Annotated in this window: 16 protein-coding genes and 1 pseudogene; 13 read left to right on the forward strand and 4 right to left on the reverse strand. The window is 58.2% G+C overall.

Going from position 1 to position 18,484, the window contains the following annotated elements; all coding sequences use genetic code 11:
- Positions 1-84: 84 nt before the first annotated feature.
- The 6 genes from AAE029_RS08800 to AAE029_RS08825 all read left to right on the forward strand — a co-directional run bounded on the left by AAE029_RS08800 (position 85) and on the right by AAE029_RS08825 (position 7,281).
- On the forward strand, positions 85-1,239 hold the full coding sequence (locus AAE029_RS08800) for a helix-turn-helix transcriptional regulator (RefSeq protein WP_371072436.1): 1,155 nt from the start codon (positions 85-87) through the stop codon (positions 1,237-1,239).
- Positions 1,240-3,143: 1,904 nt separating this feature from the next.
- Positions 3,144-4,334 (forward strand): MFS transporter, encoded by a 1,191-nt coding sequence (locus AAE029_RS08805; RefSeq protein ID WP_371072437.1) that lies wholly within the window; start codon positions 3,144-3,146, stop codon positions 4,332-4,334.
- A 498-nt stretch (positions 4,335-4,832) separates the two neighbouring features.
- Complete coding sequence (locus AAE029_RS08810) at positions 4,833-5,072, forward strand: type II toxin-antitoxin system Phd/YefM family antitoxin (protein ID WP_371072438.1); 240 nt, start codon at positions 4,833-4,835, stop codon at positions 5,070-5,072.
- 1 nt (position 5,073) lies between these two features.
- The gene (locus tag AAE029_RS08815; RefSeq protein WP_371072439.1) at positions 5,074-5,493 is read left to right on the forward strand and encodes a type II toxin-antitoxin system VapC family toxin; all 420 of its coding nucleotides are present in this window, start codon (positions 5,074-5,076) and stop codon (positions 5,491-5,493) included.
- A 271-nt stretch (positions 5,494-5,764) separates the two neighbouring features.
- Complete coding sequence (locus AAE029_RS08820; RefSeq protein ID WP_371072440.1) at positions 5,765-6,052, forward strand: hypothetical protein; 288 nt, start codon at positions 5,765-5,767, stop codon at positions 6,050-6,052.
- A 14-nt stretch (positions 6,053-6,066) separates the two neighbouring features.
- Positions 6,067-7,281 (forward strand): tyrosine-type recombinase/integrase, encoded by a 1,215-nt coding sequence (locus tag AAE029_RS08825; protein WP_371072441.1) that lies wholly within the window; start codon positions 6,067-6,069, stop codon positions 7,279-7,281.
- 231 nt (positions 7,282-7,512) lie between these two features.
- Here the strand turns inward: AAE029_RS08825 and AAE029_RS08830 are convergent, their stop codons facing one another.
- The 3 genes and pseudogenes from AAE029_RS08830 to AAE029_RS08840 form a co-directional block, all read right to left on the reverse strand.
- Positions 7,513-7,950: a hypothetical protein gene (locus AAE029_RS08830; RefSeq protein WP_371072442.1), complete on the reverse strand. Its 438-nt coding sequence runs from the start codon at positions 7,948-7,950 to the stop codon at positions 7,513-7,515.
- A 115-nt stretch (positions 7,951-8,065) separates the two neighbouring features.
- Positions 8,066-8,331 (reverse strand): annotated as a pseudogene (locus AAE029_RS08835) (type II toxin-antitoxin system prevent-host-death family antitoxin).
- Positions 8,219-8,662 carry a hypothetical protein gene (locus AAE029_RS08840; protein ID WP_371072509.1) on the reverse strand — a complete coding sequence of 148 codons (444 nt, stop codon included), beginning with the start codon at positions 8,660-8,662 and terminating at the stop codon, positions 8,219-8,221. Before AAE029_RS08840 ends, AAE029_RS08835 begins: the two are co-directional and overlap by 113 nt.
- A 1,686-nt stretch (positions 8,663-10,348) precedes the next feature.
- Here AAE029_RS08840 and AAE029_RS08845 point away from each other — a divergent pair.
- Positions 10,349-10,606, forward strand: a complete 258-nt coding sequence (locus AAE029_RS08845; protein WP_371072505.1) for a DUF982 domain-containing protein — start codon at positions 10,349-10,351, stop codon at positions 10,604-10,606.
- 7 nt (positions 10,607-10,613) lie between these two features.
- Here AAE029_RS08845 and AAE029_RS08850 read toward each other — a convergent pair whose 3' ends face one another.
- On the reverse strand, positions 10,614-10,742 hold the full coding sequence (locus AAE029_RS08850) for a hypothetical protein (protein ID WP_371072443.1): 129 nt from the start codon (positions 10,740-10,742) through the stop codon (positions 10,614-10,616).
- 328 nt (positions 10,743-11,070) lie between these two features.
- On the opposite strand from AAE029_RS08850, the gene AAE029_RS08855 reads away from it, so the two are divergent.
- From AAE029_RS08855 to AAE029_RS08880, 6 genes are all read left to right on the forward strand, one after another.
- Positions 11,071-11,253 carry a DUF3606 domain-containing protein gene (locus AAE029_RS08855; protein ID WP_371072444.1) on the forward strand — a complete coding sequence of 61 codons (183 nt, stop codon included), beginning with the start codon at positions 11,071-11,073 and terminating at the stop codon, positions 11,251-11,253.
- 588 nt (positions 11,254-11,841) lie between these two features.
- On the forward strand, positions 11,842-13,038 hold the full coding sequence (gene repA, locus AAE029_RS08860; RefSeq protein ID WP_371072445.1) for a plasmid partitioning protein RepA: 1,197 nt from the start codon (positions 11,842-11,844) through the stop codon (positions 13,036-13,038).
- Between the two features lie 72 nt (positions 13,039-13,110).
- Positions 13,111-14,091 carry a plasmid partitioning protein RepB gene (repB, locus tag AAE029_RS08865; RefSeq protein ID WP_371072446.1) on the forward strand — a complete coding sequence of 327 codons (981 nt, stop codon included), beginning with the start codon at positions 13,111-13,113 and terminating at the stop codon, positions 14,089-14,091.
- 157 nt (positions 14,092-14,248) lie between these two features.
- A complete protein-coding gene (repC, locus tag AAE029_RS08870; protein ID WP_371072447.1) occupies positions 14,249-15,541 on the forward strand; it encodes a plasmid replication protein RepC in 1,293 nt (430 codons plus the stop codon).
- 1 nt (position 15,542) lies between these two features.
- Positions 15,543-15,719, forward strand: coding sequence for a hypothetical protein (locus tag AAE029_RS08875; protein WP_371072448.1), 177 nt, complete (start codon positions 15,543-15,545; stop codon positions 15,717-15,719).
- A gap of 1,528 nt (positions 15,720-17,247) precedes the next feature.
- Positions 17,248-18,408, forward strand: a complete 1,161-nt coding sequence (locus tag AAE029_RS08880) for an alpha/beta hydrolase-fold protein (protein WP_371072449.1) — start codon at positions 17,248-17,250, stop codon at positions 18,406-18,408.
- Positions 18,409-18,484: the final 76 nt, after the last annotated feature.

Raw genomic sequence — 18,484 nt, forward strand, 5'->3', positions numbered from 1 at the left:
ATTAACGTTGAATTGTGGACGCCAACCTGCCGGCGTACTCGCGCTTACACTCACTGAGTGAAACCTGTCACAGGAGAACGGCGCATGCGGGAGGAGGAAATTCTTTCGGCAGTAGACCAATGCTTCGATGCCGTGTTTCTACCAGACACGTGGCCGCAAGCCCTGCATCGCCTCGCTCGCGCGCTCGATGCGGGCTGCACGATGTTTTATCCGCGCAATCCTGACACAAATAGCCACGACCCTCGAAACCCTAGCCGAGCCATCAGCCAGCTTCCTGCTTCGTGGGATTATTTCGACCTGCTGCAGGAGTATACGGCCAATCGTTGGTATCTCGACCATTACCGAGCTTTACGCGGTTTCCGTTTGTTGGACAGCGGCAGGCCCGTTGTAATCGAGCATGATCTAGCCACCGATGAGGAACGCAAGACATTCAGACACTATAACGAGCTTTATCTACCTTTTGGCTTTCCGGGCTTCGCAATGCTGGGGTTCGAAGTGGCGGGACAGCCTTGGGCCATGCCCTTTCTGAGGGGAACGGGACAAGGTCATTTCTCGCGCAAAGATGCTCGTCGTCTCGTCAGGCTGATTCCGGAGGTCCGGCGTATGATCCGTTTGATGGACAAGATCGGCGGCCAATGGGAAGCGCTGGGACTCGCGCTCTTCGATGAACTTGAGTTCGGAGCCCTCCTGGTGGATGGGGCGGGTTGTGTGTTGAACCTCAACAAGGCAGCCGAGTCCGTGATTGGCGCGGAGCTCAGGCTTCGATCCGGCCGTCTTTCCTCGATCGATGCCGCAAGCGATGCCCGGCTTCAGCGTTTCATGGCGCAGGTTACGGCCGTCGCAAGTACATCCATGCCGGAACCGATATCCGTGACGCGTCGTCTCGGGCGTTCGCCACTGCGCATTGATGCCATCCGTTTGAAAGGCGTATCCGCAGAAATATTCCGCCGCGGCCATGCCCTGCTCATCATCGAGGCCTTGCATCGCAGGCGCGGCGCCTCCCCTGAGTTGCTCGCTCAGGCCTTCAACCTCTCGCCGGCTCAGGCGAGGCTCGCATACCAGATTGGCTCCGGTATCGGGCTCCCCGACGCGGCGGAGCTGCTCCACATCACCCGAGAGACGGCGCGATCCACTCTAAAGGCGATCTTTCTGCAGACGGATACGCACCGGCAATCGGAACTCGTTGCGCTTCTGGAGCAGGCCAAATCCCGACTTGCACGCAATGAAACAGGGGGGTAGACAGAACGCTTTCGCTGTGAATTTTTCGGTTGTCGGTCAAACGATGAGATGATCTCCATTTGCGAAGATTGTATCGTGTTCAAAGGCTGCCATCGGTGAATCCGGGCGTGGGATGGTCTCTGGCACGGCCGAGAGCCTGTGTGATGTGATGGAGGAGCGCCGCATCGACTATTCGACGGTCGATCGCGGGTGGCGCATTTTTTTCGCCACTGTTGATCCTCGATCATGGAGCGACAAATAAAGGCGAAGCCACGCGTTCGTCTTAGTATTTGCTGACCGGGGTGTCCATGTCTTGGCTAGTGTTTGCGGTTCGAATCTTATCCGGCGGAATGGCCCACTCGAAGAGATTCGAACCCCTGCCCAGGATCGTAGTCTCATAGCGGAGCGGGAATCATGCTGCTTGGTCTGCAGGCCAAAAGATCACCGCTGCCGCGAAGGCCGGACCAGCCGAAACCAAGTGGTTGGTCGTTGGCGCGTTGTTGGCGCAGCGATCTGCTTCATGATCGGCGAGGTCGCTTTTATCGGCATGGGCGGCGCGGCTGGAGTGCCCGCCGCAGTCTGTTGCTCTGTGGGGTGCTGTCGTCGGCGACCAGGTACGTGATTCAAGATTCAAAGGACAGGTCAGTCCGATGAAGCCAAAAAGCCCCGCTGCCTTTCTGCGGGACTTGTGTAGGGGCTAAATCACTGCTCTGAGCGAGTTATGCTGGAACTGGTTGCGGGGGCAGGATTTGAACCTATCGCCTGACCTAGCCCGCGGCGTGAAACCTGCTGACAACGAGTTTCGCACATGCTGATAACGGCGAAAGTTGATCTTTCTGAAAAACGGAACCGCTTGCCGGGGGCAGTCGGTCCCGGTTTCCGCCCTTCGGGCGGCGCTATGCTAAGCCTCCTGCGGCGACCCTTTTAACCGGTCAAGCGGTGCGCGAACTGGCTGCGGCAGCTGCGCTGCCTTCGCCTAGTACGCTCATTGTTTGTTTGGAGGGCCACCTGTTTCTAGAATGCTGCGCCGTGACGGGCCGCCTGCGGTGTGACGTCGAGGTCTTGACGATCATACCGGCCGAGACCAGTGGCGGGATGATGACAAGATCGCTCAGGGCCGGCAGCAAGGCGTCATTCCATCATCGGTTTCGCCGGCGCCAGCCGGTCGTAGTCGTTCAGACCAAGCGTGTAAGCATGGCGTCGAGCATCGAAAATCCGCTCATAAACTCACACATGCTCGTGTTCCCGCACGGACAACCAGTCGCGGCACCGTTACGCAGTAGCTGACATCGACGTCCAGACGAGCGATTGTAGTGAAACAACGCCTCATGCCCACTACCGTCGGAGGCAATTCGTGCAGGAACACGTTGACGACGTGTAGATTTGCAGTTAACTCTACCATCCATGGCAATCGCAACGGTTCTCGTAGTAGTGATATCGCGCATGGGCAGGACGGTTTGACCGTCCGGCATCTGTCACCCATGCGCCGAGAACAAGGTCCCTGACGGGGCCTTTTTTTATGCCCCGTCGCTCCCATCGTCTTCAATCACGACGGAACGAACATGGCCAGCGGTCAGACAATCTCTTTTCCCGGCAATCTCTTTGACAGTCCGGTGAAGGGAGGCGTTCACCGCCCGGTTTCGCCAAACTCGCGGCAGCCTGCGGCGCCTTCGGCATTTGTTGCGAGAGCTCGGCCGGGCTCAATGCCACGAAAGAGGAGATGATCGACGCAGACCGGCCGGTCCTTTTTGACTGCCGCGTCGCAAATCTCGCCGATGCCTTTGGCGGTGACGCCGACAGTTCCCTTTCGAGCATACGCGCGATTTGGGCCGGGCGGGGCGCCTGACGATTGAACTGCAGCTTCCGGGGCCGTCCGCTTTGAAGCGGCCTCGCTCATGACAGTCCCCAATTGGAGCCAGATTTGAATGACGACCTTGAAAAAGCAGCCGAAACTTGCCGTCTTGATTTTCCTCGCAGCACTGTCGGTGCTTCCGTTGAACATGTTCATACCGTCGCTTCCGCACATCGCCAATACTTTGAATTCGGATTACGCATTGATGAACCTGGCGATCTCCGGCTATGCGCTCATGAGCGCGCTAACTCACATCGTTGCGGGGGTTCTATCGGACAGGTTCGGCCGCCGGCCGGTGGCGCTGATAGCGCTCTGCATCTTCTGCGGCGCCTCGCTGATATGCAGTTTCGCACAGAGCATCGGTATGTTTCTTGTGTTTCGGACGCTGCAGGGCGTGGTGATCGCCTGTTATGCGGTTTCTCTTGCATCGATACGCGATACGTCAGGCGAACGAGAAGCAACGAGCAGGATTGCCTTGGTGTCGTCCGCCTGGGCGCTGGCCCCGATGCTCGGACCAGCGATCGGGGGCACGCTCGATGCACTGTTTGGATGGCGGGCGAATTTTATAGCCTTCGCTGTCCTGGGTTTGAGCGGCATCGTGTTGGTCATGCACGGTTTCGAGGAGACCAAAGCGCGGGATCCCTGTGCCACGTTCCGGCTGCGGACCTACCTTGCTCCGATGGGTTCGCGCACCTTCTGGGGCTACGCAATCTGCATGGTTTTCTCCATGGGCACCCTTTATATTTTTCTTGGCGGTGCACCGTTGGTCGCAAGGAGCTTCGGCGTCGGATCGGCCATCGCGGTCGGTGTCCTGATGGGTCTTGTGCCGGGAGCGTTCATCCTGGGAAGCACATTTGCGGGCCGGTTTGGAAAGAACTACGCCCCACCGGTCCTGATGGCCGGAGGCCGGCTTTTGACCTTGTTCGGTCTTTCGGCCGGCATGCTGCTTGTCTATTTCGGCGTCCATCATGTTGCGGCCTTCTTCTTGCCCTGTGCCTTCGTCGGGCTGGGAAACGGCCTCACCATGCCCGCTGCCAACTCAGGCGTCCTTTCGTTGCGCTCGGATCTGTCGGCGACAGCGTTGGGTCTTGCCAATGCGACGACCGTTGCCGGCGGCGCAGCGATCGTCTCGATCTCGGGCATGTTCATAACCGCCGCGAACGCCCACTGGACGACCATCGCCATGATGATTGGGACGACGTTCATATCTCTTCTTGCCGCTCTGACCGTCGCCCCGCAAGCCAAAGTGAGGGTGAGCCGTTAGAAGCGTCGTTCTTCGCGCGATGAGTTGCGCACCAGAACCGCATCACCGACGTAAGGCAGCGCACACAGCTTTCGACGCCGAAGTAAAGGTTAAGGCGACGTCGTTCACGATACGGTTGCGGCATCTTTCAAAAATCCGTTCGCCCAAGCCCGAAACCCGACCAGTGAGCGGCGATGCACGCGTCGAGATGGGCCAGCGCGATGCTGCGTTGCTGATCGGCCGCAGCCGGGCCTGCGAGGCGTCCTTTTTGAAATCGTAATCCATTGAAAATATGGTAAATGTCCCGTTAATCGGAAGCTATATTGGATGACGCTTCCGCCATATATTGTGATCCTGAGAGCGATACCTAACTAGTGATAATCACCAATTATCGATAGTTAGATGATCCACCACTTGACCAACTTCGGTTTTGCGCCTATCGTCGAGCAAAATCTCGAATTGCAGGCTCGGCCACGGTCTGCACGACGAGAATCAATTCCAGTCGCCGGAGAAACGATTATGAGCGTCACCGTCAAGGTTGCCGAAGCCAAGGCCCATCTGTCCGAGTTGCTCGCCCGGGTCGAGGCCGGCGAGGAGGTCATCATCTCCCGCGGCAACGATCCGATCGCCGTGCTGACGCGCATTCGCAAGGAGAACGCCATCGAAACCACGATTGCCGAGATCCGGGCGATGCGCCAGATGGCCAAGCCGGTCACGCAGGAGGAAATCCGAGCCTGGCGCGACGAGGGCCGCGCCTGACATGTCTTTCGTCGTTGATGCTTCCGCCGCCGCCAGTTGGTTCCTGCCGGATGAACAGAGTGAAGCCGATGAGCGGCTGATCGCCGCGCTCGGCGTTTCGCCCGGCCTTGTCCCTTCCCTCTTCTGGTTCGAGACCCGCAACCTCTTCGTTATGGCCGAACGGCGCGGTCGGCTGAATCCGGGCATGGCGCTGGCCATGGCTTTGAAGCTACGCACTCTGCCGCTGCAGGACGGCGGCACCGGCAATGACGTCACGGTGGTCGAGCTCGCGCTCAAGCATGGCCTGTCGGCCTATGACGCGAGCTATGTGGCGCTCGCAAAGGCGAACGCCATGCCCTTGGCGACGGCGGACCGGAAAATGGCCGCCGCCGCGCGCAGCGAAGGGATCGTCATTCTGGGACCGCTCGAGCATGAGCACTGATCGCAATAACGATGAGCAGGCGGGAGCCGAGCTGGCGGGACGTCCATCCGACCTGGCAGAGTGTAGTCGCCGCGCAGGGAGAGCAACGTCCCTCGATATGGTGTGGGCGCTTGCCGCGGCGACAAGACCCGGCGGAGCCACCTCTGATCACGGCGAGCTTTATGACGAATACGAATTACCGAAATGACGAGGGTCGGCGCGTCGGCAGCAGTTTTCGGCCGCGCGATACCCTCGCCATTCGGGCCGGTCCAGCAACAACGGAGCCGAGACAGTGGAAGACCGCGTCAGATTTGCGCTTGAAAAATTGCTGAACGTCGCCCACGAAGACACCGGCCAGGGGCGCCGAGTTGCCAACTTCATCTTGGCCTGGTGGAACGCAGAGGTTCATGGCGGCTTCGATCTGACCGATCTCGCCAATGTCGATCCTCACATCGGCGAGGACATGGCGACGATCTTCACCTTTCTCGCCCGCGAGGAGGATGTCGTCTACCCCTACGACTATCGCAGCGAAATCGAAGAGATCATTGCCCTGTGGCGGCCTGCTCCTTCGGGTGCGTGAGGACAGGTGCGGAGATGCCGGCGTCAATTCCAACAGATGGTCGATTGGTGGATTTGCCGGCAAGGGGCGCGAGCGCAGCGCCCGGGCAGGACGAGCGACTGACACGGGCAGAGCAGCTCGACGCGCTCGACGCCGTCCTGCCCTTCGATCGCCGTGACAAGCTTGCCGAGATCCTGACGGATGACGACATCGCAACGCTGCGTCATCTGGTCAAATCGGGCGCGGGCGAAAACACGCTCAGGGCTCTTGCCTCCGATCTCGCCTATATCGAACGATGGTGCCAGCTTGCGACCGGCTCTCCCCTCCCCTGGCCTGCGCCGGAAGCCCTGATCCTGAAATTCGTTGCCCATCATCTCTGGGATCCCGCCGAACGGGAGAAGGATCCGCAACATGGCATGCCGGACGAGGTCGCCGAGGTGCTGCGGGCGGAAAAGCTTTTGAAGGTGTCCGGCCCTCACGCGCCCTCGTCCGTACGCCGGCGACTTGCCAACTGGAGCACGTTGACGCGCTGGCGCGGCGTCGAGGGGCTTTTTTCTTCTTCGTCGGTCAGGGATGCGGTCCGTCTCGCTGTACGTGCAGCCAATCGGCCACGCCAGCGCAAGAGCAACAAGGCCGTGACCGCCTCCGTGCTCCTGAAGCTGCTTTCGACCTGTGAAACGGATCGGCTCATCGATCTGCGCGACACCGCGCTTCTGCTTGTCGCCTTTGCCGCTGGCGGCCGACGCCGCTCCGAGATGGCCAGTCTACGCGTCGAGCAGCTGATCGACGAAGCCCCTGTTCGGGCCGACCCGAAGGACGAAAACTCCCCTCTCCTGCCCTGCCTGACGATCGCGCTCGGCCGAACGAAACGATCGAACAGCGATGACGGCAAAAGCGTCGTTTTGATCGGACGTCCCGTCATGGAGCTGAAAGCTTGGCTGAAGCGCGCCGGAATCACCACCGGCGCGGTGTTCCGGAAAATAGATCAGTGGGGCAATGTCGATCGCCGCCCCCTTACCCCGCAGTCGGTCAATCTCATCTTGAAGTCCCGCGTTCGACGAGCCGGACTGGATATGGCCGCCTTCTCGGCTCACGGGCTGCGATCCGGCTTCATGACAGAGTCCGCGAACCTGGGTATCCCGTTGGTGGAGACCATGCAGCAGTCCTTGCACAAGTCAGTGACCCAGGCTGCAGGCTACTATAACGACGCGGAACGGAAATTGGGCCGCGCAGTCCGCGTCTTGATATAGAACCTGCTCTGATGCGGTACGCCCCAACCAAGGGCGTTTGCCGGAGGCCGCCCTCACCGGGAGAATGAACGCTTTGGGCGGAGAGCCGACCTCAATGGAATGCAACCTGCTTACGCACCCCGTCCTCAAGAAGATGTGGCTCAGATGAGCTCTGACTGTTAGAGATTGAAAATATTGGCGGACGTCGATGATGGCGCCGAGCGGGTAGAAGAGCTGATAGAGCTGGCTGCGTCAAGACGAGATTCTCGTTTGTCGGAGCGGCCGATCGGCCGCTTTGCTTGCTGCATTTTCCGATGGAAGTGAACAGCGACCCCGCAGGAATGTGTCCGGCCCTGCCTCCCCTTCGTTGAGGCGAATGATGTCGGCTTCAGAAGCTGCAGGTCGTGGATCAATGGGCTTGCTCCCTGGCAAACGCAACAAAGCGTTGCTCACTTCGGCAAACAACGCCGGCGGCAATGGTCCATAATAGCCGCCGTCGCTGTCGATCGGGCGGACATCCGGTTCCGGCCAGACAAAGCGATTGCTTTCGGTCAATACGATCCAGGAGCGTTCATCATCGAGACCGAGACGGTGCTTCGTAGCAGCCGGGATTTCTATGGTGTCGGGCTGCGTCGCCGCGTGGCGAATGCGTAATCGGCAGGACCCGCACCACTGGCGTTCCGTCGTCAACTGTGGCGACGAATGCCAGCACCAGGCTCGGCCGATCCTTGTCGCCCCCTTGCTACCTCCGAGACGGTGTCGCTGCCAAAGATAGGAATAACGGAAGACCCAGCCGACCTTCGGTTCAGTCGGCAGCATTCTTACCTCAGCAGTTCGGCATTGAGGTGATCGAGGCCAGGCTCCATTTCGGAAGCTTCGACCGCAGCAATGTCTGCGTCCCCCAAGGCACCCGTCAGTTCCACACCGCGTTCCCGTTGCATCAGCCGGAGAATAATCGTCATAGGTGAGCAACACCGTGCGCGGCAGACCGTTCTTGGTGATAATCACCGGCTCTCGTACAGCCGCGTCCTGATAGGCGCCGAAATTTTTCGAAACCGCCGCGGTGGTCACCGTCGATGTCGTGTGAACCTCTTTTTACGGAATGTACGGATTTTTCCAGAATTTCCGCAAGGGTGTACTCAGTGGACGGTAGAGAAATGGAAACCACAACAGCAACACTCCACAGCGCAACCTGCTTGCGCACCCCCGCCCTCAAGAAGATGTGGCTCAGATGCGCTCTGACTGTTGTGGCCGTGATGGCGAGCCGGACAGCGGCGACGTCGGCCGCTGCCCGGTCGTCGCATACAGGGGCATTTTCATGGCTGCCTTCCCAGTGTAGCCAACCCATTCCAGCTTCTTTGATGTCATAGCTTTTTCGGGAACAAATAGTCTTTCGAAACATTTGCTTATCGGACCGCCGTAATCACGGACCAAACCATGGACCCGTGAACCTCCTTATTACGATCACCGGGAGCGACGGTCCACCATTCCTCTTCCTCTAACGGCTGTGATGAAAGGGAGAAGTATGTCATGCAATTACTATTCAAACATTTTGACGTCGGATGACTTCACGGTGCTTGAACCTGCGTTCCGCATTGCTGCAGCCAGCGTGGCGGAATGTGATCGTGAGAGAGTGGCCGCGTGGACTGTCAAGCTCTATCGGCGTGGGATGACCGATCCGTGCAAGTTAAACTACCTCGTGCTCCGTTTTGTAGCGGCAGAGGCCCAGTTAGCCGGGCGCGAAGTTATGATCTTGCCTGAAGAGGCAAGAAAGGCACTCATGGGCTCTGTTGGCAGGTGGATGCAGCCAACACTAAACTGCAGATTCGTCCGCTTCCCATGAGGAAACGCCGCGATCCCGCCATTTTGCCGTATTGCGTTCGCACGCGCAGTCATTCACTATTTTACAGCAGCTGCGGTCACCGACATGTGTCGCAAAGGAAACGGCACTCTATGTTTCGGATCAAACACAGCGTCCAGAGTCGAACCGGCGAAATTCTGTCAGATGAGACCTTAGCAGCAACCTTTTCACAGGCTGGATTGGCCACTCCTCTCATTGAAGAGCTTATATCGACATTCGATAAGCATAGCTTCGACAAGCGAAACGGCCGATGGTGGGCCTTCAATAAGAAACGATCTCGTGAAATTCACTTCTGGTGGATCTTTTTTGAGGGCGATTGTCTCGATAAGAACGGCAATGAATAGGGTCATTATCCGCTGAATTCAGGGCTTTGGAACCCTAAGTTATCAGGAGCGTTACTCTTGTTGGACCGCCGGTACCAATGTTGATGAGCGACAGGTTTGCTTCGCTTCCTATCCATCAGGAAGCAGCGCGACGGTCCACCTTAAACGTCACTTGGTTAGCCGCTTTTCTCTTGGAACAAAAACTCTCATGAGACGTTGGAGATGCCGGACCGCCGCACACGGACTGCGCCAGACCCTCCGTGAACACCTCTATCACTGGCAGGCGACGGTCCACCTTCGCTTCGACAATCCCTCCCTTCGGGTCCCGCTCGCGTCGTTCGGGGCCTGTTTTTTTGACCGCTATGGAGCACCCTCGAAGCTGGTTTGAATGCAAGAAAAATCGCAAAGCAGTCGAACTAAGGAGGCGTTCAGCGCTTATTCAGACCGCATATGAAACCATTAGATCTGCTGCGTGCTAGTGAGGTCCTCTGATGCTGAAATATCTCGTTCTTGCTGGTGGCGTCGCTCTGATCGCATCGCCCGCGCTCGCTGATCCCGATAAGAATAAGAGCGGTAAGCACTCATACCGCGTTTGGGGCCACGACGACGTCAACCGGGATCGGCGATCGCGCTATTCGTTCCGCACTCCCAAGGGGCATTTACCGCCGCCCGGAACCTGCCGCGTGTGGTTCTACGACCGCCCGGCTGGCCAGCAGCCCCCGCCGACAAGCTGTGGTGAGGCCCGCCGACTTGCTTATCGATACGGCGGCCAGATTATCTGGGGCGGTGAGCGGGACTAGGCTTGCGGTGGCTCTCTGCTCTTCGCGCCATAGCGGATATTTCCCACCGGCCGATTTCGGGAAGTCAATATCCTCACTGGCGCAGGGGTGAAATGACGGACATGATGGACACTCCATACCGACCGATCAGGCACATCAGCGCGGAGCTTCATCAGTCCCGACATACAAGCCTCAACACTGTAGATCTTGCCAGAGCGCTCTTGACACAGTGGTCGGTGAATGAGGGAAAGGCTTTCGAAGAGGCGCTTCACACATGCTTGACTGTGCTTGTAGACGAAGACCGACCTCCACAGGAGGCTCGCGCAGCTTTCGTCAAGGCAGCCAGGGAGGCCGGAATAGTGGTCCTTTCTGATGACGGCTGATCGAGTGTCAATGGCGCTTTCGCAGCCGAGCCCACAGAGAATCCAGTGTGCCCTCCTTAAGGAGGACAAGGCCATAGGTATCGGCAAGGTCGATGAGCGTGACCAAGGCCTCCTCGGGAAGCCATCCTGCCTGCATCGTACGCTCCAGAAACGCTTGAAACTCTGGCTCAAGGGCCTCTTGGCAGCGAGCGGCTCTGTCGGGATGACCCAAGGGGACTCTAGGAAGGGGAATTCTTGCCATGCCAAAAGCATGCGCCAGTTGGGCAGTTAATCAACTGATGCATTAGGTGGATGATAAAAGTCCCACGTACATCCTCCAAACCGCTCCCAGCTGAAGAAATGTCTCAGATCTGCGGCAGACCGCGCAAACGGCGCGATCCTGCACAGCGGGACCTGCCTTTTGTTGAACAAATTTCTCCTGATGCGCGTTTTTAACACTCAGATGATGGTTTTAGGAGGATCTGATGGCAGAAGGCAGACGGGACATCGGCCGAGACAGGAAGAGGGTCGCGGCGGGACAGCAGTATAAACTCTCTTATTTTCGCCGGAAGCACCGCCTCACAGCCGAGCAAGCAAAAGAGATCATCAAGAAAGCGGGGAATGATCGCGGCAGGGCGAACGAGCTGGCGGAAAAGGTAAAACACTGACCCGGCTGACGTGCCTCGGCCGAGGCCGGGGCACTTTGGTGTTTAGGGCATGGTTCTATGCATGGCCCGGACGGCGCTGGCCAAAGCGTCGAGCCTTTCCTGCATCTCGTCGGAGAAGACGGCAGGTGTGGGCGAGGCGAGGGACCTGGGTGTATGCATCCCGAAAACACCGTCGATTTTGATCCGGGCAGGTACGGCGGGTCTGATTCGCGCGCGGTACACAGCAAAACACGAGTATCCGCAGACGCCGGCCAGGCACGTTCAACAGATAAATCGTCTCTGTCCAAGATAGGCCTCGGGCCTCTCAGCAATGCCAGCAGCTGCCGGTAAGCATCGGCAGGCGAACCCCAGTTTCGCATCAAGTTCCTGCTTTTATTCGCTAATTATCACCTTTTGACGGCAGTCAACTTTCTTGTGCATAAGCCATTGAGCGTCTTTTCGGCAGCGGAGAATCGCCTTCCTGGTCGTCGCGGCGTGGATGTTAACTTCCTGTTAACGCTAATTTCCTTGTCACCCCGAGAGAATCGGCGATAATGACGGCATTTCGCCGATTTCGGCTGTTTTATCGACATAATGGTCGGAGAGACAATGAACGCGTTCAACCCGCTGCCGTCATTTGAATTCGATGACAAGATTCTCATGCAGGGTGCGGAGATTTCACGCAAGCTCGATCAACTGCGCCTGGAGAATTTCCCTCCGAACGCAAAGAAGACCCTGCGATCATTTTCCGTCGCCGAGGTCGCACATTACCTGGGCATCACTCCGAGCAACCTGAAGCGCCTCTATCTCGAGGGCAAGGGTCCGGTCCCGACGACGATGTCGGGCAATCGCAAGTACTACACCGCCGAACAGATGCTCGAGCTCCGCTTCTTTCTCGATAAGACGGGCAAGAGCGAGGCGAAAAAGTACGTGCCGCATCGCAAGGCGGGCGACAAGCTGCAGGTTATCGCCGTCGTCAACTTCAAGGGCGGCTCCGGCAAGACGACGACATCGGCGCATCTTGCCCAGCACCTGGCCCTTACCGGGCATCGCGTACTGGCGGTCGATCTCGATCCGCAGGCATCCTTATCCGCCCTGCACGGCTTTCAGCCCGAGCTCGATCGGAATCCGTCCCTTTACGATTCCATTCGCTACGACGACGCGCGAAAGCCCATCGCGGACGTCATATTGCAGACGAACTTTCCCGGGCTCGACATCATCCCGGCGAATCTCGAGCTCCAGGAGTACGAGTACGACACGCCGCTAGCTATTCAAGCGGGCGCGGATGGCCGGCGGTTCTACACACGCTTCGGCAAGGCTCTCGAGGATGTCGATGATCGATACGACGTCGTCATCGTCGATTGTCCGCCGCAGCTCGGATATCTCACCCTGACCGCCCTTACGGCCTCGACATCCATGCTGATCACCGTCCATCCGCAGATGCTCGATCTGATGTCGATGTCGCAGTTTCTGCTGATGCTCGGCAACATCACCAAGACGATCAAGAAGGCCGGCGCCAATGTGCGCATGGATTGGCTGCGCTACCTGATCACGCGCTTCGAACCGACGGACGTGCCCCAGGTACAGATGCTCGGCTTCATGCAGTCGATGCTTGCCGAGGAAATGCTCAAAAGCCCCATGGTGAAGACCACGGCGATCTCGGACGCCGGCCTGACAAAACGAACGCTGTACGAACTCGACCGATCGGCCTTTACGCGCGAGACCTACGATCGCGCCATGGAATGCATGGATGCGGTAAATTTCGAGATCCAGGGGCTGATTCACAGGGCATGGGGGAGGATGTGATGTTGACGGCCGTCAAAAGGGCAACTTCCTTCCGAAAAAACAACGCAGTATCGGATTTGAAAGGCTGAAGATATGGCTCGGAAAAATCCCTTTATGAATGTCATGGGTGAAGCAGCTTCGGACGTCAGCCGGCCAGCACTCGATTACGCGATGAAGGGGGCATCGAAGTCGCTCCTGAGCTCGATCGACGAGATTTCCGCACGCGCCGACAAGCTCCTCGAGGGGGAGACGGTCGTCGAGCTCGATCCGGATCTGGTCGACAGCTCCTTCGTCCGGGATCGGCTGGAGGAGGACGACCAGGAATTCGAGGAGCTTCTCGCCGCCATTCGCGAACGCGGTCAGGACAGTCCGATTCTGGTCAGGCCGCATCCACGATCATCCGGCCGCTATATGGTGGTGTTCGGTCATAGGCGACTGCGTGTCGCTAAGGCGCTCGGACGCAAGGTTCGCGTGGTCGTTAAGGAGCTCAGCGACAGCGATCATCTCGTCGCCCAGGGCCAGGAGAACTCCGCCCGTTCGAACCTCTCCTTTCTGGAAAAGGCGATGTTCGCGAGCCACATCGCGCATCTTCATTTCGACAACGACAATCGCGTCGTCATGTCCGCCCTTTCTCTCGACAAGGCCACATTGTCGAAGATGCTGGCGGTCGCAGGCATGCCCCCCGAACTTTTGGGCGCCGTGGGTGCTGCCAAGGGGATTGGCCGTGACCGCTGGTACGAGCTGAAGACGCTGTTGGAAAAGCCCGCCAATCTCGAGCGGGCTCGGGCATATATCCAGACGGAAGAGTTTGCCGCCAAGAACGGCGACGAGCGCTTTAATGCGTTGCTTGCCTTTGTCAAGTCGAGCGGTCGACCGACGAAGGCCAAACAGATCCGCGCCGGGAAGTGGACGTCGGACGACAAGCAGGTTGACGTCGAGACGAAGAACGACGGCAAGTCATACATGCTTGCTTTGAAGGCGAAGGACGCGGTCGGCTTCGGAGAGTTCATCTCTGAAAGGCTGGCCGAGCTCTACAGCGCTTATCGAAGCCGGAAAGGTAACGAAGGAGAGTAGACCGCAAAAGAAAAAGGCCCCCAAACGACCAGGTCGTGGAAGCCTTCCTCTGATTTGTAGCAAGATCGAGAATCGCATTTCCACGAATCACAGTCAAGAGTCCTTGAGCGTCATTTTGGCGAGCTGACTTCTTTTGCCTTTGAAAAGGTGAAGGACGATGGAGAGTGGAAGTGTGACGACGCCCTTTGGGCGGCGGCCGATGACGCTTGGCATGCTCGCAGCTCAAAAGCGTGCCGAGGAAATCGAGCCGGGGACAAGACGCAACAAATGGAAGCTCTTTCGAGCGATCTGCGAGGCTCGAGCGGCCCTTGGCGTGACCGACAGGGCGCTGACGGTGCTTGATGCGCTGCTGACTTTCTATCCGGACGACGAAATTTCCGAAGAGCGCGGACTCATCGTGTTTCCGTCCAATGCGCAGCTGTCGATCAGGGCGCGCGGCATGACGCCTGCTACGCTGCGGCGCCATCTCGCGGTTTTGGTCGAAGCGGGGCTGATCTCGCGCAAGGACAGCCCGAACGGCAAGCGGTATGCACGTCGGGGGAGGGAAGGGGAGATCGATGATGCCTTCGGCTTCAGCCTTGCAACACTTCTGGCGCGTGCATCGGAGATCGAGGATCTGGCCGCTCAGGCAAATGCGGAACGCGAGCTGTTGCGCGTCACCAAGGAACGCCTGACCGTCTGCCGGCGTGACATTGCCAAGCTGATTACAACGGCGATCGACGAGGCTGTCCCAGGCGATTGGGGTGGGATTCAGGCGATGTACCGCATGCTTGTCGAACGGATCCCACGGTCTGCGACACTCGACAATCTACCGCCGATCCTCGAAGAGATGGACATGCTGCGTGAAGAGATCGTCAACCAACTGGAATTAACAATAGAAACGCAAAAATTGAGCGCCAATGAGTCCCATTTTGAGCGTCACAAACAGAATTCAAACCCCGACTCCATTTCTGAATTTGAACCAAGCTTCGAAACGAAGCAGGGCGCGAAGCCGGAGGAAGGAGGCGCGCCACCGGCCGAGCCGCACTTTGGCAAGAGGGGAAGGGACGCGGTCAGTCCGACCGCGAAAATTGGTGGCGCGGTGTCTCGACCGGGCGCGGTGCTGAAATCCTTCCCGCTTGGCCTCGTCCTGCAGGCATGCCCGCAGATCGGCGATTATGGCCCCGGCGGCAAGATCGGCAATTGGCGGGACCTCATGTCGGCCGCCGTTGTCGTCCGCTCGATGCTGGGCGTCAGTCCGTCGGCCTATGAGGAAGCGAGCTCCGTCATGGGGCCGGAAAATGCCGCGACAGTCATGGCCTGCATCCTGGAAAGGGGAGGGCATATCAATTCGGCTGGCGGCTATCTTCGCGACCTGACAAGGCGAGCCGAACGCGGCGAATTTGCGATTGGACCCATGCTGATGGCGCTCCTGCGTGCAAATATCCCCTCGGCGAAGCAGGTCAGTTGAGGTGGCACGTGCGACCGTCGTGGTCGGCAACCGAGGTTCGTGGGTGCTGTTCATTGCCGGGGTTGTCCATCGGAAATGCGCGGAAAACCCTGACAGCTGTCAGGGTTTTACAGCGATCATCAACGTGACGGTGAGCTTCAACAAGGCCTCTCTTTGGCGCGATCCGGAAGGTTCTTGACCGACGAAGGCGTCCAGTTGCTTCTGCCGTGCGCCGCATGTCATGCAATTGATCTCCGGCGCGGGATCGTCTTATTCCGCCGAACGCCGTGGGGCATGATGGCCGGGACACTACGACGCTGGCGAGATCCGATGTCGGCCGCTCGACACTGAGCGTCAGTCTGTCGCAATACGAGGAAGCGATGAGCGGCATGGGCCTGGAAAATCATGGCCTGCACTGTGGAGAGGGCAGAGCGTATCAATTGGGCCAGCGGTTATCTGTCCGGCTGACAAGACGAGAAGGCGACGAGTTCGCCGATGCATCCATTCGCAAGGCGCTCTTGGGAACGAATGCCCCACGACAAGCGCGTTAGCTGAACGGTGGTGTGAGATGGGCGAGAGAGAACCGAGGTGGCGCTCATATGAAATTCGTGCTCCTCCGTCTTATATTCATTTTTTAGCTTGAGCGGCAGCTACGGAAGCAATAGCGCCATTGACTTCCGTTTACCAAAAATTAGTCAGCAACGTTTGGGAGTTATTTACCACGTGAAGAGCCTGAAATCGCGTCAACGAAGCAAATCTCCGGGCGAACTCCTCGAAGATCAGGCAATCGCGGGATTGTCGCGTGTTTTGCGAACCGGAGTGCTCCCACAGCGAAATCTGCTGAACGCTTGAAAGGCGATTGATTCCGCAACAGCAATCACCTAAGGCGCTGCGACGTGTCTCCAGTCGCACAGGTTTTAAGAGAGCGGTGGATTCTGTTCGCATCGAAGTTCATGAGAGGTCCGATCCACCGGGAGCCCAGCAGATTAGCGAGGGACTACTTTCCGATGTGATTGCGAAAGCGGGTGGTTGGCCACGCATCCCCTTGACCATTCTTCCAAAAGATAACACCGGAGAGGTGCGCGGCGGCATTAGGGCAATGCTGACCTTGTGCTGGTTGCAAGTCGATCGTTTCTGGATAGATGAGACCCTTCGCGGTCAGGGGCACGGAAGCACTCTCCTTGTCCGTGCCGAAATGAAGCGCGAGCCAAAGGGGCTATTGGTGCGCAGCTAACAACTTCCACCTTCCAGGCCATCGGGTTCTATGTGAAGCACGGTTATGTCGAGATCGGCCGCCTGCGCGACCGCCCGCCCGGACAAGGATCGTGTATGGATGGCGAAGAGGTGGGCGTAATGGGTTGAGCTCGGTAAATGAATAGTCTTGCTACTGCAGCGCCCGTTTGGCCTTACTGAGCAGCGTCACTGCTTCGGTGGTGATGATGGCAAGTCCCGGAGAAAGTGAAGCCGACACGCAAAATCAGCCAATCAAGACGAGATGCGATAGCCGCCCAAGTTGATTTCCCTTCGTTCGGCCACCATGATGCTGTCTTGCATTGGAGCGGATAGGATGGACAATGAAAGGAGCCCTTGTAGCAGCGATGATGCTTGCCTTGTGTACGACCGCATCCGCACGGACAGCTGCCGATGCAGGCGGTCACGAAAGTGGCAATGGAGGCGGTGGCCCTATCGCAAATTCCGCCGTGTTTCATGCTGAGCATATTAAAGCCGTGACCGCGGTCACCGAGGTGTTCGGCCGTGGCCAAAGGACGACCGCGGCCATCGTCGAATACGACCAGCCGATCAAGAACAGCAGCCTCACGGACGCGACCTTTGCCGTCAGCGGACGAACCATCACGAGGGTCTATGCCAACGACCATGCGGTCAAGGCGGCGGAAGGCGGGGATGGCCGGTTCGTGATCATCGAGCTCGATCCGAACGACGACAGCGCCATCACTTTCGCGCCCCAGATCGACACTGCCGCGACGATCGTCGTGAGCCAAGCCGCCACCGTCGAGACAGCCACCGGCAGGACCTATCAGCCAACCAACACTCCGGTCATCAACACGCGACTATCGAACTTGATCGTGGACGAATTCCAGCAGCTCCGGTTCTTGGATCCTGTTACCGGACTCTCTCTTGCCTATAATCTCTACATCCCAAAGGATTACGATTCGAGCCGCGAATATCCGCTGGTCTTGTTCATGCATGACTATGGGGTGACGGGTACCAACCCCTTTCGCACGCTCGTGCAGGGGCTCGGCGCAGTCTCCTTCGCCAGCCCTGAAGATCAGGCCAGGCATCCTGCCTTCGTGCTAGCGCCGCAATATCCGGCGGCGCTCGCAAATGATGGTTCTCAGGTCAGCGAATATCCCGACATCACTGTCCGCCTGATCAAGGAACTGGCCTCGACCTACAGCATTGACGAAAACCGACTTTATGCGACCGGGCAATCAGGTGGATGCATGGCATCGATTGCCCTCAACATCAAATACCCGGACCTTTTTGCCGCATCGCTCCTTGTGGCCGGCCAGTGGGATCCCGCGCAGGTCGCTCCAATGGCAAAGAACAAGCTGTGGGTGGTTGTATCGCAGGACGACAGCAAGGCTTATCCGGGAATGAACGCGATCATGGACGAGCTGGAAACCAATGGGGCGAAGATCACCCGAGGTGTTTGGAACGGCAGGGCCAGCGAAACGCAGTTCAGCGACGACGTCGCAGCCATGCTGAAGCAAGGCCCCGACAGCAATGTCTTCTATGTCGCCTTCGAGAAAGGTACGGTCATCCCTGAAGGAGTGACTGCCAATCCTGGGGCAGGGCACGTCTATACCTGGTCGGTTGCCTATACGATAGCCGGATTGCGAGACTGGCTGTTCCAACAAAGAAAGTAGGCGCTGCATACTGCGTTCTGCCGGACCTCTGCGGGGGCCTTTCCAGTTCAAGTCGTCATCATTCGTCCATTGATCC

Origin of the sequence: Sinorhizobium sp. CB7, assembly GCF_041357635.1 — a bacterium.
In the GTDB taxonomy this organism is placed as follows: domain Bacteria; phylum Pseudomonadota; class Alphaproteobacteria; order Rhizobiales; family Rhizobiaceae; genus Rhizobium.